The 24302-nt window shown below is 64.7% G+C and carries 23 protein-coding genes and 1 pseudogene; 10 read left to right on the top strand and 14 right to left on the bottom strand.

The features are described from left to right. The first annotated feature begins 6 nt into the window (after window positions 1-6). The 4 genes and pseudogenes from KY494_RS00155 to lysS all read left to right on the top strand — a co-directional run bounded on the left by KY494_RS00155 (window position 7) and on the right by lysS (window position 3474). The gene (locus KY494_RS00155) at window positions 7-201 is read left to right on the top strand and encodes a hypothetical protein (RefSeq protein ID WP_219891803.1); all 195 of its coding nucleotides are present in this window, start codon (window positions 7-9) and stop codon (window positions 199-201) included. Continuing rightward, window positions 118-1222 (top strand): peptide chain release factor 2 gene (gene prfB, locus KY494_RS00150; protein WP_219136492.1). Its coding sequence is split into 2 segments (ribosomal slippage): window positions 118-198 and window positions 200-1222, totalling 1104 coding nucleotides; the frame shifts between segments, so codons are not numbered across the junction. The genes KY494_RS00155 and prfB overlap by 84 nt, the downstream gene beginning before the upstream one ends. A 2-nt stretch (window positions 1223-1224) precedes the next feature. Beyond that, window positions 1225-1731 (top strand): annotated as a pseudogene (locus KY494_RS29525) (HAD family hydrolase); the annotation flags it as partial. 213 nt (window positions 1732-1944) lie between these two features. Next, entirely contained in the window at window positions 1945-3474 is a 1530-nt protein-coding gene (gene lysS, locus KY494_RS00145; protein WP_116744792.1) for a lysine--tRNA ligase, read from the top strand. A 72-nt stretch (window positions 3475-3546) separates the two neighbouring features. On the opposite strand, the gene KY494_RS00140 is transcribed toward lysS, so the two are convergent. The 11 genes from KY494_RS00140 to ppnN all read right to left on the bottom strand — a co-directional run bounded on the left by KY494_RS00140 (window position 3547) and on the right by ppnN (window position 14135). Beyond that, window positions 3547-4548, bottom strand: coding sequence for a Gfo/Idh/MocA family protein (locus KY494_RS00140; protein WP_219889402.1), 1002 nt, complete (start codon window positions 4546-4548; stop codon window positions 3547-3549). A 12-nt stretch (window positions 4549-4560) separates the two neighbouring features. Further along, window positions 4561-5583, bottom strand: a complete 1023-nt coding sequence (locus KY494_RS00135; RefSeq protein ID WP_219889401.1) for a porin — start codon at window positions 5581-5583, stop codon at window positions 4561-4563. Window positions 5584-5616: 33 nt separating this feature from the next. Then, a complete protein-coding gene (locus KY494_RS00130) occupies window positions 5617-6576 on the bottom strand; it encodes a D-glycerate dehydrogenase (protein WP_219889400.1) in 960 nt (319 codons plus the stop codon). A 19-nt stretch (window positions 6577-6595) separates the two neighbouring features. Next, a complete protein-coding gene (locus tag KY494_RS00125) occupies window positions 6596-7582 on the bottom strand; it encodes a sugar kinase (protein ID WP_219889399.1) in 987 nt (328 codons plus the stop codon). Continuing rightward, window positions 7579-8325, bottom strand: coding sequence for a sugar phosphate isomerase/epimerase (locus KY494_RS00120; protein WP_219889398.1), 747 nt, complete (start codon window positions 8323-8325; stop codon window positions 7579-7581). Before KY494_RS00120 ends, KY494_RS00125 begins: the two co-directional genes overlap by 4 nt. Further along, window positions 8322-9056 carry an amino acid ABC transporter ATP-binding protein gene (locus tag KY494_RS00115; RefSeq protein ID WP_219136499.1) on the bottom strand — a complete coding sequence of 245 codons (735 nt, stop codon included), beginning with the start codon at window positions 9054-9056 and terminating at the stop codon, window positions 8322-8324. The genes KY494_RS00120 and KY494_RS00115 overlap by 4 nt, the downstream gene beginning before the upstream one ends. After that, window positions 9043-9693, bottom strand: a complete 651-nt coding sequence (locus KY494_RS00110; RefSeq protein WP_219889397.1) for an amino acid ABC transporter permease — start codon at window positions 9691-9693, stop codon at window positions 9043-9045. The genes KY494_RS00115 and KY494_RS00110 overlap by 14 nt, the downstream gene beginning before the upstream one ends. A gap of 1 nt (window position 9694) precedes the next feature. Further along, the gene (locus tag KY494_RS00105; protein WP_099403128.1) at window positions 9695-10387 is read right to left on the bottom strand and encodes an amino acid ABC transporter permease; all 693 of its coding nucleotides are present in this window, start codon (window positions 10385-10387) and stop codon (window positions 9695-9697) included. Window positions 10388-10478: 91 nt separating this feature from the next. Continuing rightward, window positions 10479-11285, bottom strand: a complete 807-nt coding sequence (locus KY494_RS00100) for a transporter substrate-binding domain-containing protein (protein ID WP_219889396.1) — start codon at window positions 11283-11285, stop codon at window positions 10479-10481. Window positions 11286-11501: 216 nt separating this feature from the next. Then, complete coding sequence (locus KY494_RS00095; protein WP_219889395.1) at window positions 11502-12572, bottom strand: LacI family DNA-binding transcriptional regulator; 1071 nt, start codon at window positions 12570-12572, stop codon at window positions 11502-11504. Between the two features lie 192 nt (window positions 12573-12764). Then, window positions 12765-14135: a nucleotide 5'-monophosphate nucleosidase PpnN gene (gene ppnN / locus KY494_RS00090; RefSeq protein ID WP_219889394.1), complete on the bottom strand. Its 1371-nt coding sequence runs from the start codon at window positions 14133-14135 to the stop codon at window positions 12765-12767. Window positions 14136-14445: 310 nt separating this feature from the next. Between ppnN and KY494_RS00085 the strand changes: the two genes are divergently transcribed. From KY494_RS00085 to KY494_RS00070, 4 genes are all read left to right on the top strand, one after another. Then, window positions 14446-15951, top strand: a complete 1506-nt coding sequence (locus tag KY494_RS00085) for a peptide MFS transporter (protein ID WP_219136504.1) — start codon at window positions 14446-14448, stop codon at window positions 15949-15951. Between the two features lie 130 nt (window positions 15952-16081). Continuing rightward, a complete protein-coding gene (locus KY494_RS00080; RefSeq protein WP_219889393.1) occupies window positions 16082-16759 on the top strand; it encodes a UPF0149 family protein in 678 nt (225 codons plus the stop codon). 12 nt (window positions 16760-16771) lie between these two features. After that, window positions 16772-18466, top strand: coding sequence for a hypothetical protein (locus tag KY494_RS00075; protein WP_219889392.1), 1695 nt, complete (start codon window positions 16772-16774; stop codon window positions 18464-18466). A 13-nt stretch (window positions 18467-18479) separates the two neighbouring features. Next, window positions 18480-18860 (top strand): hypothetical protein, encoded by a 381-nt coding sequence (locus KY494_RS00070; protein WP_219889391.1) that lies wholly within the window; start codon window positions 18480-18482, stop codon window positions 18858-18860. On the opposite strand, the gene KY494_RS00065 is transcribed toward KY494_RS00070, so the two are convergent. Both KY494_RS00065 and KY494_RS00060 read right to left on the bottom strand, forming a co-directional pair. Then, window positions 18847-19368 (bottom strand): GNAT family N-acetyltransferase, encoded by a 522-nt coding sequence (locus KY494_RS00065; RefSeq protein ID WP_219889390.1) that lies wholly within the window; start codon window positions 19366-19368, stop codon window positions 18847-18849. The genes KY494_RS00070 and KY494_RS00065 overlap by 14 nt on opposite strands. Window positions 19369-19465: 97 nt before the next feature. Continuing rightward, window positions 19466-19693 carry a hypothetical protein gene (locus KY494_RS00060; RefSeq protein ID WP_219889389.1) on the bottom strand — a complete coding sequence of 76 codons (228 nt, stop codon included), beginning with the start codon at window positions 19691-19693 and terminating at the stop codon, window positions 19466-19468. 144 nt (window positions 19694-19837) lie between these two features. Between KY494_RS00060 and KY494_RS00055 the strand changes: the two genes are divergently transcribed. Next, window positions 19838-21031 (top strand): hypothetical protein, encoded by a 1194-nt coding sequence (locus tag KY494_RS00055; protein WP_219889388.1) that lies wholly within the window; start codon window positions 19838-19840, stop codon window positions 21029-21031. Continuing rightward, window positions 21024-21947, top strand: coding sequence for an AAC(3) family N-acetyltransferase (locus KY494_RS00050; RefSeq protein WP_219889387.1), 924 nt, complete (start codon window positions 21024-21026; stop codon window positions 21945-21947). Before KY494_RS00055 ends, KY494_RS00050 begins: the two co-directional genes overlap by 8 nt. Before the next feature lie 79 nt (window positions 21948-22026). Here KY494_RS00050 and KY494_RS00045 read toward each other — a convergent pair whose 3' ends face one another. Beyond that, window positions 22027-24294: an OPT family oligopeptide transporter gene (locus tag KY494_RS00045; RefSeq protein ID WP_219889386.1), complete on the bottom strand. Its 2268-nt coding sequence runs from the start codon at window positions 24292-24294 to the stop codon at window positions 22027-22029. Window positions 24295-24302: the final 8 nt, after the last annotated feature.

Genomic DNA, 24302 nt, shown 5'->3' with positions numbered 1-24302 from the left:
AGCAAAATGACGATTTTATTGTCTCCTGCAACAGCAATTGCGCCGCAGCGGCAGCGGAAACCGGCAACGCTCGCGTATAATCCAAGGTTTGATTTCACCATAGAAGACCAGAACATTATGGAAGCCGAACGCCTCAATATCATCTCCGCCCTGCTGAACGACCTGACGGTCCGCGAAGCCGAACTTCGGAGGTATCTTTGACTTCACTGTCAAGTCGGAGAAACTAGAGCAAGTCAACGAAGAGCTGGAAGATCCAACCGTCTGGAACGATCCCAAGCGCGCCCAGGACCTCGGTAAAGAGAAGAAGGCGCTGGAAGCGATCGTCTTCACGCTGACCAAGGCCGATGCCGACCTGCGCGACACCCGCGACCTGTTCGACATGGCCCGCGAAGAAGGCGACGACGAGACGCTGGAAGCGATCGAGCAGGACGTGCAGGAAATCCGCAAGGTCATCGAGAGCATGGAGTTCCGCCGGATGTTCAACAATCCGATGGACCCGAACAACTGCTTCATCGACATCCAGGCCGGCGCCGGCGGTACGGAAGCCCAGGACTGGGCTTCGATGCTGCTGCGCCAGTACCTGCGCTATTGCGAACGCAAGGGCTTCAAGGTCGAAATCCTCGAGCAGTCCGACGGCGAGGTCGCCGGCATCAAGACGGCCACCCTGAAGGTCGAGGGCGATCACGCCTACGGCTTCCTGCGCACGGAAACGGGCGTGCACCGCCTGGTGCGCAAGTCGCCGTTCGACTCGGCCAACGGCCGCCACACCTCGTTTACGTCGCTGTTCGTGTATCCCGAAGTCGACGATTCGATCGAGATCGACGTCAACCCGGCCGATATCCGCGTCGATACCTACCGCGCGTCGGGCGCCGGCGGTCAGCACATCAACAAGACCGACTCCGCCGTCCGCATGACCCATGCGCCGACCGGCATCGTGGTGCAGTGCCAGAACGACCGTTCGCAGCACCGCAACCGCGCCGAAGCGATGGAAATGCTGAAAGCCAAACTGTACGAGCATGAACTGCGCAAGCGCATGAGCGAGCAGCAAAAGCTGGAAGACTCGAAAACGGACGTGGGCTGGGGCCACCAGATCCGCTCCTACGTGCTGGACCAGTCCCGCATCAAGGACTTGCGCACCGGTTTCGAGACGGGCAATACCAAGGGCGTGCTCGATGGCGACATCGACGAGTTCATTTCCGCCTCGCTCAAGCAAGGCGTATAAGGATGAATGCATCCGCTCCGGCGCTGGCGCAGCGCGCCTTCCTGTTCGACATGGATGGCACGATCGTCGACAACATGGCCTTCCACACGACATCGTGGCTGGCGTTCTTTGAACGCCACGGCCATGCGCTGGATGCGGATGCCTTTTTCCGCGACACGGCAGGACGGCAGGGACACGAAATCATCGCCCAGTACCTGGGCGCGGACGCCGACCACGTCACCCTGCTGGCTGAAAAGGAAGTCGTCTACCGCGAACTGTATGCCCCGCACCTGGCCACGGTGCTTGGCTTCGACCGGCTGATCGCCAGCGCGCGCCAGGCTGGAGTGGGACTGGTGGTGGGCACCGCCGCGCCGGACGAGAACATCGCGTTCACGCTCGACGGCCTGGAGCTGCGCCACCGCTTCGACGCCATCGTCGGCGCCGCCGACGTGGAACGGGGCAAGCCGCACCCGGACGTTTTCCTGAAAGGCGCGCAGCTGGCCGGCGCGCTGCCGCACAACTGCATCGTCTTTGAAGACGCGCCCCTGGGCGTGGAAGCGGCGCGCCGTGCCGGCATGCGCGTCGTGGTGCTCACCACCACCCTGCCGGCCGAAGCGTTTGCCGCCTTCGACAACGTCATTGCCATCGTGCCGGATTTCTCCGCACTCGACGTCGACGCACTGTTTGCCAGCGTGGCGCCAGCGCTGGCACCACATCATCAATCATCACCAACGAAGAACACCATGACTACGGATATCCAAGAACAAGCCGCCGCCCCCGATGAAAACAAGATCATCGCCGAGCGCCGCGTCAAGCTGGCCGCACTGCGCGAACAAGGCATCGCCTTCCCGAACGATTTCCGCCCCGAGCACAAGGCGGCCGATCTGCACGCGCAATACGGCAGCAAGACGCGCGAAGAGCTGGAAGCCGAACCTGTCACCGTGGTGCTGGCCGGCCGCATGATGCTCAAGCGCGAAGCGGGCAAGAAAGCCGCCTTCGCCACGCTGCAAGACGCTTCCGGCCCGAAAGCCGACGGCCGCATCCAGATCTACGCCACGCTTGATCTCACCGGCGAAGCGGCCATGGCCGCCCTGCACCACTATGACCTGGGCGATATCCTGGGCGTGACGGGCACGCTGTTCAAGACCAAGACGGACGAACTGACCATCAAGGTCACGCAACTGCGCCTGATCACCAAGTCGCTGCGCCCGCTGCCGGACAAATTCCACGGCCTGGCCGATCAGGAAACGAAGTACCGCCAGCGCTACGTCGACCTGATCATGAACGAAGAGACGCGCCGCACCTTCAAGGCGCGTACCGCCGCCATCTCGTCGATCCGCCGCTTCATGGAAAAGAACGAGTTCATGGAAGTGGAAACGCCGATGCTGCACACGATCCCGGGCGGCGCGGCGGCCAAGCCGTTCATCACGCACCACAATGCGCTGGACATGCAAATGTTCCTGCGCATCGCGCCCGAGCTGTACCTGAAGCGCCTGGTGGTGGGCGGCTTCGACCGAGTGTTCGAAATCAACCGCAACTTCCGTAACGAAGGCGTGTCGATCCGTCACAACCCTGAATTCACGATGATGGAATTCTACGCGGCCTACACCGACTACAAATGGCTGATGGATTTCACGGAAGCCGTCATCCGCCAGGCCGCCATCGACGCGCACGGCACCGCCACCCTGACCTACGGCGGCCGCGAACTCGATTTGGCAAAACCGTTCCACCGCCTGACCATCGTCGAAGCGATCAACAAGTACGCGCCGGGCTACACAGCCGAGCAGTTGAACGATGCCGAATTCATCAAGGAAGAGCTGAAGAAATTCGGCGTCAAGCCGTTCGCCACGGCCGGCCTGGGCGCGCTGCAACTGGCGCTGTTCGAAGAGACGGCGGAAGCGCAGCTGTGGGAACCGACCTACATCATCGACTATCCGGTCGAAGTGTCGCCACTGGCGCGCGCTTCCGACACGGTGGCCGGCATCACCGAACGCTTTGAACTGTTCATGGTGGGCCGCGAGATCGCCAACGGCTTCTCCGAGTTGAACGATGCGGAAGACCAGTCGGCCCGCTTCCTGGCGCAAGTCGCCGCCAAGGACGCCGGCGATGAAGAGGCGATGTTCTACGACGCCGACTACATCCGCGCGCTGGAATACGGCATGCCGCCAGCCGGCGGCTGCGGCATCGGCATCGACCGCCTGATGATGATCATCACGGATTCGCCGAACATCCGCGATGTCTTGCTGTTCCCGCATTTGCGCCGCGAAGACTAATCCCGGACGCAAGCCGATAAAAAGCCGCCTGATTTTGCGATCAGGCGGCTTTTTTACTTGTGCGGCCAGCTATCAGCCGGCCAGGGTCACGCGCTGGTGGCTGCGGCTGGCCTGCTGCGCCGCCAGCGCCGTGGCCAGCGCGCGCATGCCGTCGTCGCCGGTGGCGGCCGGCTGCCCGTCGCCGCGCATGGCGCGCTGGAAGGCGCGCACCGAGCGCACGTACAGGTTTTCATGCTCGACGGGGATGTCGACGCTGCCGTCGTCGCGCGTCAGGCAGACGCTGCCGACGGGGCGCTGCGTCATGACGCCGGTGGCGAAGATGGTGCCCTTGCTGCCGATGATTTCCACGCCGGACAGCGAATGCGGCGCGTTGTATGCGTCGTGCACCTGCACCAGGGTGCCGTTGTCGAACTCGATGACGGCCATCAGGCCCTCTTCCAGCCCGGCCACCGTCATGCCGCCGCTGGTGGCGCAGGCCGTGACGTGGCGCGGCTCCGAATCGAGCAGGAAGCGCAGGGTGTCGACGTCGTGCACGAACATGTCGAGCGTGACGCCGCCCGACTCCGGCGCGTCCAGGCGCCAGCCGCGCAGGTGCTGCGGCAGGTTGTTCGCGTGCAGCACGCGGCAATACAGGGGCTGGCCGATCTCGCCCGCGCGTATCAGCTCGCGCACCTTGCCGTGCGTGGCGGCGTTGCGCAGGTGGTGGTTAATCCCCAGCACCACGCCCGCTTCGGCGCAGCCGTCGACCATGCGGCGGGCGTCGTCCAGGTTCAGCGCCAGCGGCTTCTCGCACAGCACGTGCTTGCCGGCGCGCGCCGCCTGCAAGGTCTGCGCCATATGCCATTCGTTGGTGGTGCTGATGTACACGGCATCCGCGCCCGGATGGGCCAGCGCCGCATCGAGGTCTGTATAACTGGCGGCGATGCCGAACTGCCCGGCAAAGGCGGCGCCGCGCGCGGCGTCCCGGCTGACCACGGCCAGCACCTCCGCATCGCCCTGCTGGCGGATCGCATCGACCATCCATTCGCGCGCCACGGTGCTGGCGCCGACCAAAATCCATCCGATCTTCTTCATTCGATTCTCCCGTTAAAAAGTGTGGCGCAGGCCCAGGTTCCAGGCCTGGTTGCCGGTGCCGTTGTCGGTGGCGTTGCCCACCAGGTAGGCGGCGCCGTTGCGGTTGTCGATATGCGCGTAGGCCGCATACAAGGTGCTGCGCTTCGACAGCGCGTAGGTGTAGCCGATGCCGATCTGGGTAGCGTCGCCGTTGGCGGCGCGCCGGTCATCGCGCCGCACGTACGAGAACAGGACGCGGTGCGGGCCCACCGGCACGGTGGCGCCCAGCATCAGGTCCGCGCTGTCGACCGTGGTGGCGGCGCCCGCCGTGCTCTTGCTGACGGCGACGGCGCCATGCGCCTTGACCACGCCGAAGTCCCAGGTGGCGCCCAGCACCGTGTTTCTCGCCGTCCCCGCCACCAGCGCGGTTGACAAGGTGTTGGCGTCCTGGTGCGCCATGCGCACATACAGCGGCCCGCTGGCATAGGTGGCCGCCGCGCCCATGTAGCGCCTGGCAGCCGCGTCGCCGGGCACTTCGCCGAAGCCGTACGCCAGTTCGCCGGACAAGCCCCCGCGCACGGGCGAGCTGTAGGTGATGCTGTTGTCGACGCGGCTGATGTAGCCGGCCGTGAAGACATTGCTCATCCTGCCAGCAAAACCCAGGTAGAACGGGTCCAGCGCGCCCAGGCTGGAATCGATGAAGGTGTACTGGCGGCCCAGCCGCAAGGTGCCCGCCGCGCCGGCGAGGCCGATGAAGGCCTGGCGTCCGAACAGCAGGCCGCCCTGGGCCGAAGCGCCCGTGTCGGCCAGGATGCCCGCATCCATCGTAAAGATCGCCGTCATGCCGCCGCCCAGGTCTTCGCTGCCCTTGAAACCGAGCCGCGAACCGTTGGCGATGCCGCTGGTCAGCTTGAGTACCCTGCCGCCGGGGCCGCCGCTCTCGGACACCACACCCAGGTCCGCGATGCCGTACATGGCCACGTTTGACTGCGCCGAGCACAGGCCGCCGCAGGCGCCCGCGCCGATGATCATTGCTCTTGCTACCTTGTTCTTCATGTCTTGCCCTGTCTATTTTTTCAAATGCTATTCTTAGCTGACCAGGTGGCGCGGACGCTCGCCGCGCAGGCCGGCCAGCAAATTGTCCACCGCCTGCTGCGCCATGGCGTAGCGCGTTTCGTGCGTGGCCGAGCCGATATGCGGCAGCGCCACCACATTGGCCATGCCGGGCAGCGGATTGTCCGGCGCCAGCGGTTCGCGCTCGAACACGTCGAGACCGGCGCCGTGGATGGTGCCCTGCTGCAGCGCCTCGATCAGCGCCGCCTCGTCGACGATGCGCCCGCGCGAGCCGTTGATGAAGATGGCGCCGGGGCGCATCAGCGCGAATTCGCGCCGGCCCATCATGCGTTCCGTCTGCGCCGTTAGCGGCAGCACGACGCAGACGAAATCCGACTTGGCCAGCAAGTGATCGAGCGCCACCTGGTGCGCGCCCAGCGCCGCTTCCACCTCGGGCACGGCTTCGCCGTTCACGTACAGCACCTGCATGCCGAAGCCCAGCGCGGCGCGGCGGGCGACGGCGCGGCCGATGCGGCCCATGCCCAGCATGCCGATGGTTTTGCCGTGCACGTTGACGCCATACTGGCTTTCGCCCACGCTGCGCGTCCAGCGCCCCGCCTTGACGAATTCGGCCAGTTCGACGACCCTCCGCGCGCTGGCCAGGATCAACGCGAAGATCGTGTCGGCCGTCGTTTCCGTCAGCACGTCCGGCGTATTGGCCAGCAAGATGCCCCGTTCGCGCAGGTAATCGACGTCGAACTGGTCGACGCCCACCGATATGGTGGAAATGATGCGCAGGTCCAAGGCCGGGTCCAGCAGTTCGCGGTCCAGGCGCACGCTGGCGCCCAGCAAGCCATGCGCGCCGCGGATGGCGGCGGCGAACGCGGCGCGGTTGCCCGCATCGATCGCCTCGAAGTACGTCACCTCGCATTCGGCGCGCAGGCGCGCCAGCAGCGGCTCGGCCAGTTTTTTATACACAACCACATGTTTTTTCACGAGTTTTCCCCTGTTCGATTCAAGATGGGACCAGCGCGTCGAGCTGGGCGCGGGTCGGCAAGCCTTCCATGTCGCCGGCCACCTGGATGGCGAAGGCGCCGACCCGGTTGGCGCGCCCTACCGCCTGCGCCAGCGGCAAGCCTTCCAGCAAGGCGCTGACCAGGCCGGCCGCGAAGCCGTCGCCGGCGCCCACCGTGTCGACCACATTGGCCACGCGCTCGCCCGGCACCGTGCCGCTGTCGCCATCGGCCGTGCGGTAATAGGCGCCATCGGCGCCCAGCTTGATGACCACCAGGCGCGCGCCGCGCTGCAGATAAAAGCCGGCGATGTCGTGCGGCAAGTCGTGGCCGGTGAGGATTTTTCCCTCTCCCAGGCCGGGCAGCACCCAGTCGGCCTTGCAGGCGAGGCGGTTGATCTGCTCGACCATGACGGCTTGCGATGGCCACAGCGTGGGCCGCAGGTTCGGGTCGAACGACACCGTGCGGCCATGCTCGCGCATGAAGTCGATGGCCTGGCCGGCAAACGCCAGGCTGGTGGCGGACAGCGCCGCCGCCACGCCCGTGGCGTGCAGATGGCGCGCCGACAGGAAATAGGCGGGGTCGAAGTGCTCGGGCGCCAGCCGGCTGGCGGCGGAACCCTTGCGGAAGTACTCGACCATCGGATCGGCGCCGTTCTCGGCCCGGGCCTTGAGCTGGAAGGCGCTGGTCTGGCCGGCGACGGTGACGACCCGGCTGCAATCGACGCCCTCGGCCTGCACGCTGGCGCGGATGAAGCGGCCGAAGGAATCGTCGCCCACGCGGCTGAGCCAGCCGACTTTCAAGCCCAGGCGCGCCAGGCCGATGGCGACATTCGTCTCGGCGCCGGCCAATCGGCGCGTGAAATGCGCCACGGCCGCCAGGTCCCCCGTTTCCTCGGCAACGAACATCGCCATCGCCTCGCCGTAGGTGACGACGTCGAGCGCGTGCACCCCGTGAATTTCCTTTTGGCGCAGTTCTTGTTCCCTCATGCGGCCTCCAGCATCTGGATGTAGCGGCCCGTTTCGGCCACCAGGTCGGTGCCTTCCAGCGGAAATTCGATGGCCCGCTGCACGCCCGGCGCGAAATGCGCGAAGACGGCGCGCCATGCGGGATCGGCATCGGAGACGGCGCAGGCCGACAGCCGCCCCGCGTCCTCCAGGACGGCCTTGCAGTGCACATAGCGCACGTACGGCGCCAGCAGGCGCGCCGCCTGCTGCGCATCCTCGCCCACCCAGCGCCAGTTGCCGATGTCGAAGGTCAGCCCCACCGGCAGCCCGATCTCGCGCGCCGCAGCCAGGAAGCGCGCCATCGGTGCCAGCGCGCCTCCATGGGCCGTCTGGTCGTTTTCCACCAGCAGCGCCACGGGCGCGGCCGCCAGCTGGGCCTTCAAGGCCGGCAAGTCCGGCGCGGCCGGGTAATGGCCCAGCGACACCTTCAGGTAGCGCGCCCCCAGGCGCGCCGCCTCGTCCAGCATCTGCCGCAGCAGCTCCTGCCGCAGCAGTCCGTCCGCGTCCCACAATTCGATGGGCGTGGAATACACCGAGTACAGGCCGCGCGCGGCCACCGCCGCGCCCATGCGCGCCAGGTCCGGCAGGTCGGAGGTGAACAGTTCGCGGCGAATCTCGATGCCGGCGCCGCCCGCATCGGCCACCACGTCGATGAAATGGCTTTGCCCCAGCTGCCTTACCCTGCTTGCGCCGTAGGCCGACGCCGCCACCAGGACGGGGCTCATTTGATCGCTCCCGCGCCGACGAACTGGCGCGCTTCGGGCGTTTGCGGGTTGCTGAAAAACGCTTCCGACGGCCCGCTCTCCCACACCTTCCCTTCATGCATGAAGACGGTGACGTGGGCCATGCGCCGCGCGAACTCCATCTCGTGCGTCACCAGCAGCATCGTCATGCCGGCCTGCGCCAGCTCTTCCATCACCTTCAGCACTTCCTGCGTCAGTTCCGGGTCGAGCGCCGACGTCACTTCGTCGAACAGCATCACCTGCGGCTCCATCGCCAGCGAACGGGCGATCGCCACGCGCTGCTGCTGGCCGCCCGACAGCTGCTCGGGATAGGCCTCGCGCTTGTGATCGAGGCCCACCTGCTTGAGCACGCGCAGCGCCGTGGCGCGGCCTTGCGCGTCGGGCACCTTCTTGACGATGCGCGGCGCCAGCATGACGTTTTCTTCCACGGTCAGGTGGGGGAACAGGTTGTAGCTCTGGAAAACCATGCCGACATCCTTGCGCAAGTCGAGCAGATGCTCCTGGCGCGCCGTCAGCGTATGACCGGCCACGACGATGCTGCCGCTGTCGATGGTTTCCAGGCCGTTGATACAGCGCAGCATGGTGCTCTTGCCGGAACCGCTGCGGCCGATCACGGCGATCACCTGCCCCCGCTCGACGGCGAACGAGACGCCCTTGAGCACGTGATTGGCGCCGAAGCTCTTGCTGATATTGTCGATTTCAACGATGGGCATGGAATTTCCTTTCCAGTGAATGGCTGTAGCGCGACAGCGGATAGCACATCGCGAAGTAGATCAGGGCGACGACGGGGAAGACGATGAAGGGCAGGAAGGTCGCGTTGCTGACCAGTTGCCCTGCGCGCGTCAGTTCCACCACGCCGATGATCGAGGTGATCGAGGTATTCTTGATGATCTGCACCATGAAGCCCACCGTCGGCGGCAGCGAATGGCGCAGCGCCTGCGGCAGGATGACGTAGCGCAGCTGCTGGTAGCGGTTCAGCGCCAGCGCGGCCGATGCCTCCCACTGCTGCCGCTGCACGCCTTCGATGCAGCCGCGCCAGATCTCGCCCAGATAGGCGCTGGCAAAGATCGTCATCGCCGCGCCGGCCGCGATGATCGGCGACAGCTTGTAGCCGAACAGTGCCAGACCGTAATAGGTAAGGAACAGCACGATCAGCACGGGCGTGCCCTGGACCAGCTGGATGTACATGGCGCTGATGAAACGCAGGACCGGGCTGCGCGTCGTGCGCAGCAGCGCCACGGCGAAGCCGGCGATGCCGCCCGTGATGAAGACGATCAGCGACAGGCCGATGGTCCAGCGCGTGGCCTCGAGCAGAAATTGCAGGTTATCCCAGGAAAAGTCACTGATCATGTCATGCTCCCATGCGCGCCGCGCCCAGACGGCGGCGGCGTTTGAAGACGATCTGGCCCAGCACCCAGAAGCTGAAGCGGAACAGCAGGGCCAGCAGGATGTACAGCACCATCACGACGATGTAGATCTCGAAGCTGCGGAAGGTTTCCGAGTCGAGCAGGTGCGCGGCGGCGGTCAGCTCTTCGGCGGAAATGGCCGACACCACGCTCGAGGCGAGCATCATCAAGGTGAACTGGCTGGCCAGCGCCGGATACACTTTTTCCAGCGCCGGCAGCAGCACCACGTGACGCATCACTTGCCAGCGCGTCATGCCCAGCGCCTGCGCCGCTTCCAGCTGCGAGGGATGCACGGCGCCGATGCCGGCGCGCACGATTTCCGCCGCATAGGCGCCCAGGTTGACCGTCATGGCGACGAGCGCGGCGCCGTTCGCGTCGAGCTGCAAGCCCAGCGACGGCAAGCCAAAGTAAATGATGAACAGCTGCACCAGGAACGGCGTGCTGCGGATGATCTCGACATACGCGCGCACCACGGCGCGGGCATAGGCGGGACCGTTCTTCAGGATGACGGCGGCGCACACGCCCACCGCCAGTCCCAGCACCATAGACAAGGCGCTCAGGCGTATCGTCAGTGCCGCGCCCCACAACAGGCGGTCCAGCGATTGCATGACGAGTTCAAAATGAAATTCATACGGCATACTCAACTCCTTATCTGCGTGCGCATCCCCGGCGACGCCACCACGGTGGCGCGCCGTACGGACAAACACTTTCCCTGTGCGGGTTACGGTATCAGAAGGTCGGCAGCGCTGGCAGCGGCGCGCCGCTCCACTTGCGCGCGATTGCGTCGAGTTCGCCGTTCAGCTTGACGTAGTAGATGAAGTTGTTGAGCCACTGGTGCAGCTCGAAGTCGCCGCGGCGCACCGCCATCGAGTTCGGCTGCAGCGAGTAGGTGAAACGGACCTCGATCTTGCCCGCGCCGCGCGTCTTGATGATGTCGAGCGCCATCGTGCTGGGGATCGAGACGGCGTCGACCTGCTTGCTGAGCAAGGCCTGGGTGACGGTGGCATCATCCTCGAAACGCACGATATTGGTGCCGGCCGGCGCCAGGCGGCTCAGCGCCGTGTCGTTCGTGGTGCCGCGCGTTACGCCCACTTTCTTGCCTTTCAAGTCGGCCAGGACCTTGAATTTGCCGCCCACCGGCGCGACGATCGCCAGTTCAAACGCGCTGTAGGGCATGGTGAACATCAAGGTCTTGGCCCGTTCCGGCGTGGGCGCCAGGGTCGCCACGAGGAAATCGACCTTGCCTGACTCCAGCGACGGCACGCGCGACGGCGCCGTCAGGGGCACCACTTCCACGGGCAGGTTCATATATTTGCCGATCAGGTTGGCGACGTCGACGTCATAGCCGACGGGCACGCCCTTGGCGTCGATGCTGCCAAACGGCGGCGTGCCGCTGACCACGCCGATGGTCAGCTTGCCTTTCTTGATCAGGTCGCCAAGCGTCTGGGCGCCGGCATCGGCCGCCGCACCGAGGGCAAACGTTGCTGCGAGCGCGCAAGCCACGATCTTCGAATAAAACAGTGTAGTCATCTTCATGCTTCAGTCTCCTGTGATCCCGGTACCGGCCTCGTCGAGGCACTTCCGGAAATATTGTCAAATGGACGATTCAGATCGTCTCTTGCCATGTCATATCAACTTCATGCCAACCATTGCCCAGCCTGACTATCCATGCCCCTTTCCAATGAGAACATCTTCTATGAAACCGGTTCCATTACCTTCCCAAAAAAAAGGGCATCCGCCCTCTCCCCCCCCTCAAGCGTCGCTACCCTTGCGTACTTCCCCGCCTTGGGTGGAATTGCGCACAATCAACTTACCGGGCAACAGCACCTCGCGCGGCGGGCACTGCTCGCCCTGCAGGCGCGACAACATGCACGTCATCGCCGAAAAGCCGATTTCATAGGTCTGCTGCTCGATCGTGCTCAGGCCCGCCAGCGGCGACCATGGCAATTCGTCAAAGCCCAGCAAGCCCACGTCCTGCGGCATGCGCAACGCCAGGCGCTGCAGCATCAGCGCCAGTTCCAGCGCCACCATGCCGTTCGAGGCCAGCAGCGCCACGCGGCGGCCGCGCCACTGCGCCAGGCAGTGACGCACCTGCGCGTCGATGGCGGGCCGGTCGTCCAGGTCCACCGCCAGCACTTCGCCCACGCAGCCCGGATGCTCGGCCATCACTGACTGAAAACCGTCGGCGCGCATCAGGCGCGAACTGACGCCCGTCAAAGGCGGCGCGACGAAGGCGATGGCGTCGAAACCCTGCTCGATCAGGTGCGCGGTGGCCAGCCGGCCCGCCTGCACATTGTCCAGGCCCACCAGGTCGAAATCGGTGCCCTCGATGCGGCGGTCGACCAGCACGATGGGCATGTCCGCCTGCTGCAAGTCGGACGATTGGATGTTGCGCCCCTGCGTGTTGACGATCAGCCCTTCCACGCTGTACGAGCGCAGCGCGGCCAGCGACTGGCGTTCGCGCTGTTCGTCATTGCCGGTGTTACATAAAATCAGGGTATAGCCATGCTGCTGGCAGGCCGCTTCCACGCCTTGCAGCACCGCCACCGTGTAAGGGTTCAGCATATCGGCCACGACCATGCCGATCAGGCGCGTGCGTCCGCGCTTGAGGCCGCGCGCCATCTGGTTCGGCTGGTAGCCGAGGCGCGCGATCGTGCTTTCGATCTGCTGGCGGATGTTCTCGGACAAAGCATCGAGTTCACCGCCGAGAAAGCGCGACACGCTGGTCTTCGAAACGCCCGCCTCGCGCGCCACCTGGGCGATGGTCACGGGCCGGACCGGCTCGCCGGAGACTGTTTTTTTATTGCCGCGTACTGAATCCAAGGTTGCTCTCCACTACCTGTTGATGTTCATATTTTTATTTTGGAACCGGTTCCAAAGATAGCACCCACGCATCGATGACGCAAGCGATTTGATTACTTGTGGTAGCGACAGCACACGCTGGGGGCAAATGTGAAAAGCGCCACCCTCCCCCGGCAAACGCGGAGGGGGGCGGCGCGATGGTGTCAAGACTGTTTACTGGACCACGGTATAGCAAGGCACATACGCCGTACCCGCCAGTTTCATGCGGTGCTGCGCCACGAAGGAGGCCAGCAGCGCATCCATGGGGCCGGCGATGGATTTGTCGCCGTGGATCTCGAAGTTGCCGTGCTCTTCGATCGAGCGGATGCCGTCATCCTTGACGTTGCCCGCCACCACGCCCGAGAACGCGCGGCGCAGCTGGGCCGCCAGCAAGTGCGTGGGCTGGTTCTTGTGCAAGCTCAGGTTGCGCATGTTTTCATGCGTGGGCTGGAACGGCTTCTGGAACTCGTGGTCGATTTTCAAGAGCCAATTGAAGTAATAGGCGTCGCTGTGCGCCTTGCGGAATTCGCGCACCTGGCGTATGCCTTCGAGCATTTCGCGCGCCACCAGTTCCGGGTCGTCGATGATGATTTTATAGCGCTGCTGTGCTTCCGGGCCCAGCGTGTCGTGGATGAACTGGTTGATCTGCACAAAGTACTCGCGCGAGGTTTCCGGACCCGTGAAGATCAGCGGGAACGGAATCTCGGCATTGTCCGGGTGCAGCAGGATGCCGAGGATATACAGAATCTCTTCGGCCGTGCCCGCGCCGCCGGGGAACACGACGATGCCGTGGCCCGCGCGCACGAACGCTTCCAGGCGTTTTTCGATGTCCGGCATGATGACCAGATCATTGACGATAGGGTTCGGCGATTCGGCGGCGATGATGCCCGGCTCGGTGATGCCCAGGTAGCGGCCATTGTGCAGCCGCTGCTTGGCGTGGCCGATGGTGGCGCCCTTCATGGGGCCTTTCATGGCGCCCGGGCCGCAGCCGGTGCAGATGTCGAGGCCGCGCAAGCCCAGCTGGTAGCCCACTTCCTTCGAATAATTGTATTCGGCGCGGTTGATCGAGTGGCCGCCCCAGCAGACGACCAGGTTCGGGTTGAGCTGGGTTTGCAGCACATTCGCGTTGCGCAGGATGTGGAAGACGGCGTCCGTCACGCCTTCCGTGCTCTGCAAGTCGAATTTCGGGTTGCCCGTGACTTCATCGCTGACGAAGATGATGTCGCGCAGCACGGCAAACAGGTGCTCGTGGATGCCCTTGATCATCTTGCCATCGACAAAGGCGATGGCTGGCGCGCCCTTGATGTCGAGCTTGATGCCGCGCTCGCGCTGGATGATCGAGATTTCAAACGATTGGTAGCGCTCCAGCAAGGCGCGGCCATCGTCGATGGTGCTGCCGCAATTCAAGACCGCCAGCGCGCAGCGGCGGAAAGTGTTGTACAGGCCGCCCTGGCTGGTGTCGAGCAGTTTGTTGACTTCAGTCTTGGAGAGCACGTCCAAGCGGCCTTCCGGTGAAACCAGAGTATCGATAACGTCGTGTTCCATAATGCGAAAAATCCTTTAAAAATCGATGCTCGAAAGTCTTGCAACCTTAATATACGACAAGTCGGGCAAGTTGTGCTGTGCCGCCGCAAAATCACCGGGGCCGCGCTTGCCTGCAAACCGGTTTGATTAATATGAAACAGTCATTCTTGCTAATGCGAATGGAAACCTTCGCTCAGCGCAATTTGTAGATTAGAATGCCTGCCTATTGGAATTCCCGTGCGTGAGGTTCTTCATGAGAGTCCCCGCCGCCCGCAGGCTTCCATAAGTTCGTTGTATCGATTGACTATAATAATTTTTCAGGAGGAACCGCATGAGCGGTGCGACTACGCCCAACAAGGAAGCCGTTATTCCCGAGTTCAAGCAGATTATGGGCCATCCAAGCCCATTGTGGATGTTGTTCATGACTGAATTCTGGGAACGCTTCGCGTTCTACGGAGTTCGCTGGGCGCTGGTACTGTACATCGTGGCCCAGTTCCACGCTGGCGACGGTTCGGGACAGGCAGCGGCCAACCTGACCTACGGTTCCTTCCTCGCGCTGGTGTACGCCGGCGCCCTGTTCGGCGGCTACATCGCCGACCGGGTCATCGGTTACCAGCGCTCGATTCTGCTGGGCGCCATCTTCATGGCCGCCGGCCTGTTCTGCATCTCGGTACCGAACCAGGACATCTTCAACCTGGGCCTGGCCACCATGATCGTCGGTAACGGCATGTTCAAGCCGAACATTTCGACCATGGTCGGCAAGCTGTACACGACAGCCGATCCGCGCCGCGACAGCGGTTTCACGATCTTCTACATGGGCATCAACATGGGCGCCATGGTCGCGCCCGTCTTCACCCAGTGGCTGGCCGAGTCGATCTTCGGCACCAGCGCCATGCCGTCGTACAAGATGGTCTTCATGGCGTCCGGTTTCGGCATGCTGATCAGCCTGGTATGGTTCTTCATCGGCCGCCGCGCCCTGAAGGGCATCGGCGCACCGGAAGCCGGTTCCGGCAACCCGATGCGCGTCGTCTGGGTCGCCCTGGGCTGCCTGTGCGTGATCCCGCTGATGTACTTCCTGCTGACGGTCGGCGCTGAAAAGCTGCAAATCGTCCTGACGGTGCTGTTCATCGGCCTGGCCGTGATGCTGATGATCGAAGGTATACGCAACGGTAAAGTTGCGCGCGACCGCGTCATCGCCATGCTGCTGATCTTTGTCTTCAACATCCTGTTCTGGATGTTCTTCGAACAGGCTGGCAGCTCGTTTACCTTCCTGGCTGACAAGATCGTCAACCGCGACCTGGGCTTCTGGATCTTCCCGACCGCCTACTTCCAGACCGTCAACTCAGTTGCCATCATCGTCTTCGCGCCGCTCATCGCCGCCGTCTGGGTCTACCTGGCACGCCACAATGTCAATCCATCGATCCCGCGCAAATTCGGCCTGGGCTTGCTGGGCAATGCCCTGGCCTTCGGTTTGCTGATCTTCGCTCTGTCGAGCCTGGTTGGCGCCGATAACAAGATCCCGTTCTGGACCCTGACCACGGTGTATGTGCTGCAATCGATCGGTGAGCTGTGCCTGTCGCCTATCGGCCTGTCGATGGTGACCAAGCTGGCGCCAGTGCGCCTGGTGGGCCTGGGCATGGGCGGCTGGTTCCTGTCAACCGGTATCGGCAACAACCTGTCGGGCATCTTCGCCAGCCACGTCAGCGGCACCAGCGGCATGTCGGTGCAGTCGGCCCTGTCCGGCTACACCTTCGGCTTCTGGTCCCTGCTGGGCGCCGGCGTGATCCTGTTCCTGATCGCACCGCTGATCAACAAACTGATGCACGGCGTGAAGTAAGCGTTCTGCCCTGGATAAAGACGGCGGCCTGCGGGTCGCCGTTTTTCATTCCGGCGCCGGCTTTCCCCTTGCCGGGCGGTACAATACGGCCAGGGCCAGCGGCCATCCACCAACTTACACAAAGAATCCCATGTCCAGCATCTCCACCACCTCGCCCCTCTCCGACGACGAATACGCCGAACTCGACACCCTGCTGGCCGCGCCCGCCCTGGCCGGCGCCGCCATGGACGTGTCCATGCTCGAAGGTTTCCTCACGGCCGTGGCCCTGAGCCCAAAACAGATCGCGCCCGAGCAATGGCTGCCATGGGTGTGGGACAAGGCGGCCGGCAGCGCCGCGCCCGCACAGGACGAAGCCAGCGCACGGGCGGCCGGCCTGGCGCAGCGCCACCACGCCTACATGGTCGAATGGCTGGCGAAGGACCCGGACAGCTTCGAGCCCATCTACGTCTGCGGCCCCGAATGGAGCGTGACCGCCTGGTGCGCCGGTTTTGTCCTTGGCACCAGCCTGGACAAGCCCCAGTGGGCGGCCCTGGCCGTCAGCCATCCTGAGTACCTGGCGCCGTTCCAGCACCTGGCCAGCGCCAGCGAACTCGATGACGATGCGGCCGAAGCGGCCATGGATGGCGTGATTCCCGCCGTCATCGCCATCAACGCCGCCTGGGCGCGCCAGCGCCACCTGAAACAAAGCCAACCCGGCGCCACCGTGCTGCGCGAACTGCCTAAAACGGGCCGCAACGACCCGTGCCACTGCGGCAGCGGCAAGAAGTACAAGAAATGCTGTGCCGACGCCGATAGCGCGGCGAACTAAGGCAGCACCTCCTTGCGCCAGCTGCTGACGGCCCTGCTGCGCTTCCTGCTGCGCCACGCGCTGCAGTTCGCGCTGTTCATCGTCATCCTGCTGGCCGGACGATCGCTGCTGGCCGAATGGCGCGCCTACAGCGCCGGCAGCGAGGTTGTTACGGCGCTCAGGCTGGCCGCCGACGGCGCCGATCATCATGGCGTCAGCCTGGCCGAGGCGGCCACGCTGCGCATCAACGCCCTGACACATGCCTCGCAAACGGCCATCGCCGCCCGCCTGGAGCAAGTGCAAGCGCAACTGGCAGCCTTGCGCGCGCGGCAGCAACCGTCGCTGTTTACCCTTCCCCTGCCCGACACGAACACCGTGGCCTTGCATGCGCAGGACGAAGCGGCGCGCCGCGTGGAAATCGAAGTGCTGGTGCAGGAAGCCCGTTATCTGACCGCCCTGCAAGCGGCGATCAGCGGCGAAGATGCACGCCAGACGCTGGCGCGACTGCATGCGGAACACGTGCGCGCGTATGCTGCACTGCAAGAAAATCTACGCCAGCGCCGGCAACTGGAAGCGCAGCACCCGCTGGCGGCGCGCCTGCCCGGCAGCGACGCCTACGCGCAGCTGGCGCGTCTCGAAACGGAGGGCCAGCGCTTGCGCGAGATCAACCTGCAAGCGTATCAGGCCTGGGCAGCGCAGCGCGCGCGCACCAACAATGCGGCCCGCCCCGCGCCATTTTCCATCGATGGCGCGGCCTTGAGCGGCGCGCTGGCGCCCGTGCAGGCGGCGATTGCGGCCGGAGAGACCCAGCTGGCGCGCAACTGGATCGCCCGCTGGCGCGCTCCCGTACTCGACGTGGTGCCCACGGCCGCCCTGCTGGTGCTGTCGGCCATCCTGCTGCCCGTCGCCATCAAGGCTTTCTTTTACTTCGTGCTGGCGCCCGCCGCTTCGCGCCTGAAACCCTTGTCCATCGCGCATGCGCTGAACGTGACGGCCACTGCGCTCCCCCTGCCGCCCGATGGCCAGTCCCGCATCTCCGCCGTGTCGCAGGCATTGCAGCTCAAACCCGGGCAGCGGATGCTGATCCACCCCGAATACCTGCAGTCGTCGCCCGTCAGCACGCATAAACGCACGCAGTGGCTGCTGGACTGGCGCTTTCCATTGACCAGCCTGGCCGCCGGCATGGTGGCGCTGACGCGCCTGCACAGCGACGTGACCGCATCCGTGACGATTTCCGCCAGCGACGACCCGCTGCTGGAAGTGGCCGTCGTCCACCTGCCGGCCGGCAGCGCACTGGTATTCCAGCCGCGGGGGCTGGTCGGCCTGGTCTGCGACGCGAATCAGCCGCTGGCGATATCGAGCCACTGGCGCCTGGCCAGCCTGCATGCCTGGCTCACCCTGCAGCTGCGCTTCATCGTCTTTCGCGGCCCCGTCACGCTGATCGTGCGCGGCTGCCGCGGCGTGCGCCTGGAGCGCGCGGGCCAGGGCCGCGCCATCAGCCAGTCCGCCACCCTGGGTTTTACCACCGACGTGCTGTACTCGACGATGCGCAGCGAAACCTTCCTGCCCTACCTGCGCGGTCAGCAAGCGCTGCTCAACGACCGCTTCGACGGTAAGAATGGCGTCTACCTGTACGAAGAAACCCCGCGCCACGGCAAGCAGCCGGGCAAGGTGGGCAGCTGGTTCGAGGGGTTTACGGACGCCATTTTGAAAGTGTTCGGCATCTAGCCGGAGAGATCATATGAACGACTTCCTGTTTGCCGATTTTCTCGAGAACCAGGCCGCGTATGCGGCGGCAGAGGCCTGGTGGCGGGCGCGCCTGGCCTTCCTCGATGAGCAATGCGCGCCGTATCTGCGCACCGCGTTTGCGAATGGCCAGCCGTTCTATGACGGCAATCCCATCGTCAACCTGGCCGACCGCAACGCCGGCAAGGCGGCGCGCATCGTGCAGCAATGCCCGCAGGAGTTCGGCGCCTGCTACACGAGCTTCGGGCAAGCCATCGAGCTGGCCGACGGTGACGGGCATCGTCCGGCGCAGGAAAAGATCATCGTGCTGACGTTGACCGAAGACTCGGCGCAGAGGGCCGAGGATGAACTGCAGGCCTGGTTCATGCCAGGCTAAGGGCGGCGCCTTCCGGCACAAACTCGGCCTGCAGCAAGCCATACACGTGCAGGTCGACAAACACGCCATTTAACAGTTCCCCTTGCCGCAACACGCCTTCGTGCGCAAATCCCAGCCGTTCGGCCAGCGCCCTGCTGGCGTGATTACCCGCCGCGCACTGCAATTCGATGCGGTGCAATTGCAGCGCGCCAAACGCATGCGCGAGGACGGCGCGTACCGCTGCGCTGGCGATGCCCCGGCCCTGGAACTGCTGCCCGAGGTAATAGCCGATCCGGGCATTGTGGTCCGCTGTATCGATGTCTTTCAGGCGGATGCTGCCGCATAACGCCGTACCGGAAAAAACATGCCATTCCAGTACCTCGCCGCTGGCCGCGCGGGCGACGGCGGCCTGCAGATAGGCCTGCGCCTCGCCGTATGCGTCCAGCTGCACCACGGCGGGCAGGTAGGTTTGCAGGTGTTCACGGTTGTGCGCCACCAAGGTGGCGAGTGCCTGGGCGTGTTCAGGCAAGATTGATACAATAGAAATATCAGAAAGTTTTGAAGGATTCACGCGCAAAGAGCCCTGGCGGGCCGGTAAGTTAAAGAAACGACACTGGGTTAGTACGCTACGCCGCAATCGAATGCGACACCGTCAGCCACTCGCCCGGCTGCAGCTTCGCCGCCGCCTCGCGCGTGGCCAGCACGCTTTCCGGGTCCAGGTCGGACCGGTTCAGCTTGTAGGAATAGGCAAAATCGTCGGCATCGAATGCCTGCCCCGCCTTGACGTAATACTTGAAGCCGACAAACGAGTCGGGATTGGTGACGACTGTGTATTCAAGCGTGACGCTGTTCATGGCGGGCCTCGTCGACGGTGGTGAAGCATCCATTATGCGTCAATTCCCGCGGCAGCGACGCGAGGGCTGATCCTTGCGGCAAGTCAATAGCCCCGCCTGCCGCCGGCGCTACAGTAGCCTGAGCCAACCACCGGATGGAATGCCATGCGTGCCTTGCTCGCGAAGATCAGGAACTCTCTGGCGCCGCAAGCGGGCCTGCCGGCGGCGGCGCGCATGGAGCGGCTGTCGGACCGGCGCGGCCTGCCCGCCGTCGACCCCGGCCCGCAAGCCGTCGTCAAGGCCTGCACGGCCTGGCTATGCGCGGCGCAGGACCATTCCAGTTCACACGACGGCGGCGTCGCGCGCGACTACAGCCTGCTGACAGGCTGGGCTAGCTCCTACCCGGAGACCACCGGCTACATCATCCCCACCATCATCGCCGTGGCGCAGCGCACGGGCGACGAGGGTGGGGATGATGCGCTGCACGGGCGGGCGCGCCGCATGCTCGATTGGTGCGTGGCCATCCAGTTCCCCGAAGGCGGTTTTCAGGGCGGGAAGATCGATTCGCTGCCGCGCGTGCCCGTCACCTTCAACACGGGCCAGATCCTGCTTGGCCTGGCCGCTGGCGTGGAGGCGTACGGCGCGGCCTACCAGGATGCCATGCACCGCTCGGCACGGTGGCTGCGCGACAGCCAGGATGCCGACGGCTGCTGGCGCCGGCATCCGACGCCGTTCGCCGGCCCCGGCGACAAGGCCTACGAAACGCATGTGGCCTGGGGCCTGTTCGAAGCGGACCGCATCGCGCCGGGCCACGGCTATGGCGCGGCCGGCCTACGCCAGGTCGACTGGGCGCTGACCAAACAGCGTCCCAACGGCTGGTTCGCCTCGAACTGCCTGGACAACCCGCTGCTGCCTTTGACCCACACCATCGGCTACGCCTTGCGCGGCCTGCTTGAAGCGCACCGCTTTTCGGCGCGCGCCGACCTGCTGGACGCCGCCGCGCGGACCGGCACGAGCGTCGCCAGGGCCGTGGCGGCCGATGGCTACCTGGCAGGCCGCCTCGGTCCCGACTTCCAGCCCTCCGCCGATTACGCCTGCCTCACGGGGTCCGTACAAAATGCGCATTGTCTATTCCTGTTGTATCGGTTCACCGGCGAGCGGCGCTACCTCGACGCGGCCCGCCGCCTGAACCGTTACGTGCGGCGCGCCGTCAGCATCGACGGTCCCGCGCACGCGCGCGGCGGCGTCAAGGGCTCGTTTCCCGTCGATGGCGATTACGGCGCCTGGGCTTACCTGAACTGGGCCGCCAAGTTCTGCATCGATGCCAACCTGCTGGAATTGGAGTTAGGCCATGCTTGACGGGGCCAGACGCGCCGCCAGGGCCGCGCTGGAAGCGTGGCGCCGCGCCGACAGCGCCCGGCACATGCGCCACAGCGCCCCCCACGTGACGCGCACCGCCTTGAGCACCGGCCTGGCGCGGCTGGGCATCGCGCACGGAGACACGCTGTTCGTGCATTCTTCGCTGAAAAGCCTGGGCTATGTGGAAGGCGGCGCGGCGACCGTGGTCCATGCCCTGCAGGATGCCGTCGGCCCGCAAGGCACCCTGCTGCTGCCCACCTACTATCTGCCCGGCGGCACCGTGCGCGCCACCTGTGAAATGAAAGACTATGTGTTCGACCCGCGCCGCCATGGCACGCACATGGGGCGCCTGCCCGAAGCGTTTCTGGCAAGCGGCAATATCCACCGCAGCATCCACCCGACTCACTCCGTGTCCGCGTGGGGCCGCCATGCCGCCGATCTCACCGAGGCGCACCACCGCGCGCCCTCGATCTTCGGCATGGGCTCTCCCTGGCAGCGCTTCATCGGCTGCGACCAGGCGAAGGTGCTGGGCCTGGGCATTTCCATGGGGCCGGTGACGTTCTATCACGCGCTGGAAGACGCCATGGGCGACGCCTTTCCCATGCCCGTGTGGGAAGACGCTACAAGGCTGCTGGCCTGCCTGGACCACGCCGGCCGGCGCTGGGAGGTGCCCGTGCGCCCTTTCGATCCGGCGGTCGCGCAGCGCCGCATCGACCATCCGGGCCGCGGCGACCTGCGCGATTATTTTGCGCGCGAATTCGATGCCGCCGGCCTGCGCGTGAACGGACAGGTGGGCGATGCGGCGTCTTGGGCCATTCCGGCGCAGGCCTTCTTCGAGCACCTGGGCCGGCTGGCGTCCGAGCACGTGACGATCTACGCCAGCGCGGCACAGCTGGCGGCGCGGCCGATATCGTAGTCATCGCCGCCATGCGCGCATAAAAAAACCGCCCGGATCGTCATGACACCGGGCGGTTTCCATTGGATTGGCTAGAACATCAAGCCTGCGGGCGATCCGCTTTCTTCTCTCTTGCGACGATATACAGCAGCACGATGATGACGGCATACGGCAGCAGCGACAGCGCATCCGAGTGCAGGCCCGCGTAGAACGGGTTGCCGTGCTCGGCCCAGTCGGCCATCATCTGGTCGAAGTGCGTCAGCACGCCGGCCGTAATGGCGATGATGATGCCGGCCAGCGCGCCGCCGGCGATGTAGCCGGACGCCAGCAGCACGCCCGAACTGCGGTCGCCCGCCAGCTGGCGCTCTTCCTCGTTCAATTTGGCGTTGTGTTCCAGCTTGTTGTTGCGGCGGTCCGCCAGCCAGCGCACCAGGCCGCCGACGAAAATCGGCAAGGTCGACGACAGCGGCAGGTACACGCCCACGGAAAACGCCAGCGACGGAATGCCGGCCATTTCCAGCACCACGGCGATCATCACGCCGAACAGCACCAGGGTCCACGGCAGCTGCTGGTCGAGGATGCCCTTGATGATGTAGGACATCAGCACGGCCTTCGGCGCATCGTATTTCTTCACTTCCGAGCCGTCGGGGCGCTTGCTGTAATGGCCATTGATGCCCGGATCGACCAGGTAGGCCAGCTGGCCATCGTCCTTGACAAAATATTTGCCGGCCGGGCCGCCCACGGTATCGGTCTTTTGCCAGACTTTATACGTGTTGTGGTCCGTATCGGCTTGCGGGCCATGCAGCTCGCCCGTCACCGTCAGTTTCGACGCATCGACCGTCAGGCCAGGCGCCACTTGCGCGGCCGGCACGTAGACGGTGCTCGCCTCGTTCAGTTTCAGCAGAATCGGCCCGAGGATCAGCGCCGACGACAGCGCGCCGGCCAGGATCGCGTACTGCTGCAGGCGCGGCGTGGCGCCCACCAGGTAGCCGGTTTTCAAATCCTGCGAGGTGGTGCCCGCATTGCTGGCGGCGATGCAGACGATGGCGCCCACCGACAAGGCGGTCACATAGTAACGTCCGCCCGTCCAGCCCATGATCAGGAAGATCAGGCAGGTAAACAGCAAGGTGGCCACGGCCATGCCGGAGATCGGGTTCGACGAGGAGCCGATTTCGCCCGTCAGGCGCGACGACACGGTGGCGAACAGGAAGCCGAAGACGAGGATCAGCAGCGCGCCGAGGAAATTCATGTGCAGCGGCGTGGCGAAGGTGATCACGGCGATGATGGAGAGGCAGCCGATGATGACCCATTTCAGGGGAATGTCCTGGTCCGTGCGCAAGGTGGAGTTGTTCTTGACGCCCTTGCCGATGCCTTTCAGGCCGGCCGACAGGCTGCGCCAGATCATGGGCATGGCGCGCACCAGCGAAATCAGGCCGCCGGCGGCCACGGCGCCAGCGCCGATGTACAGCACGTAGGCGCTGCGCACGTCGTCGGCGCCCATTTCGCTGATCAACTTGGTGCCCGGCGAGAGCACGGTGGTCAGGCTGTCGCCGAAGAACTTGATCATCGGGATCAGCAGCAAATACGACAGCACGCCGCCGGCCGCCATGGTGGCGGCGATGCGCGGACCGATGATGTAGCCCACGCCCAGCAGTTCAGGGGAAATCTCGGCGCCGATGGAGCCGCCCTTGAGCGGCGCGGCAAATTCCACGCCCGGCGTATCCTTCCAACCCTTGAACGAGATATTGAACACTTTATACAGCAAGCCGACGGCGAAACCGCCGAAGATGATCTTGGCGCGACGCTTGGCGTCCAGCGCGGCGGCCGAGTCCTTCTCGATGCTTTCACCGGCCGCGATGCGCGATTCTTCCGTGGCGGCCGCCTTCAGCACTTCGGCGCAAGCCGTGCCTTCGGGGAATTTGAGTTCCTTGTGCTGGTCGACGATCATGGTGCGGCGCATGGGGATCATCATCAGGATGCCCAGCAGGCCGCCGAGGATACCGACCAGCATGACGCGCGAGATTTCCAGGTCGAAGCCGAGGATCAAAATGGCGGGCATGGTCACGCCCAGGCCGAAGGCCAGCGATTCGCCGGCCGAACCGGCCGTTTGCGTGATGCTGTTTTCCAGGATCGACGAATCCTTGCCGCCCACCTTCTTGGCCAGGCCAAACAGGGTGATGGCGATCACGGCGACGGGAATCGAGGCACTGACGGTCAGGCCCACTTTCAGCACCAGGTACAGCGAGGAGGCGCCAAAGACCATCCCCAGGATGACGCCCATGAACAGCGCGCGGAAGGTCATCTCGGGCAGCTTCGCATCGGCCGGGATATAGGGCTTCACGACGCTCGGTGTTGCATCTTTTGCCATGGATATTT

The sequence above is a fragment of the Janthinobacterium sp. PAMC25594 genome, assembly GCF_019443505.1.
Classification (GTDB): Bacteria; Pseudomonadota; Gammaproteobacteria; order Burkholderiales; family Burkholderiaceae_D; genus Janthinobacterium.
This window is presented reverse-complemented; position numbering and strand designations above follow the sequence as displayed.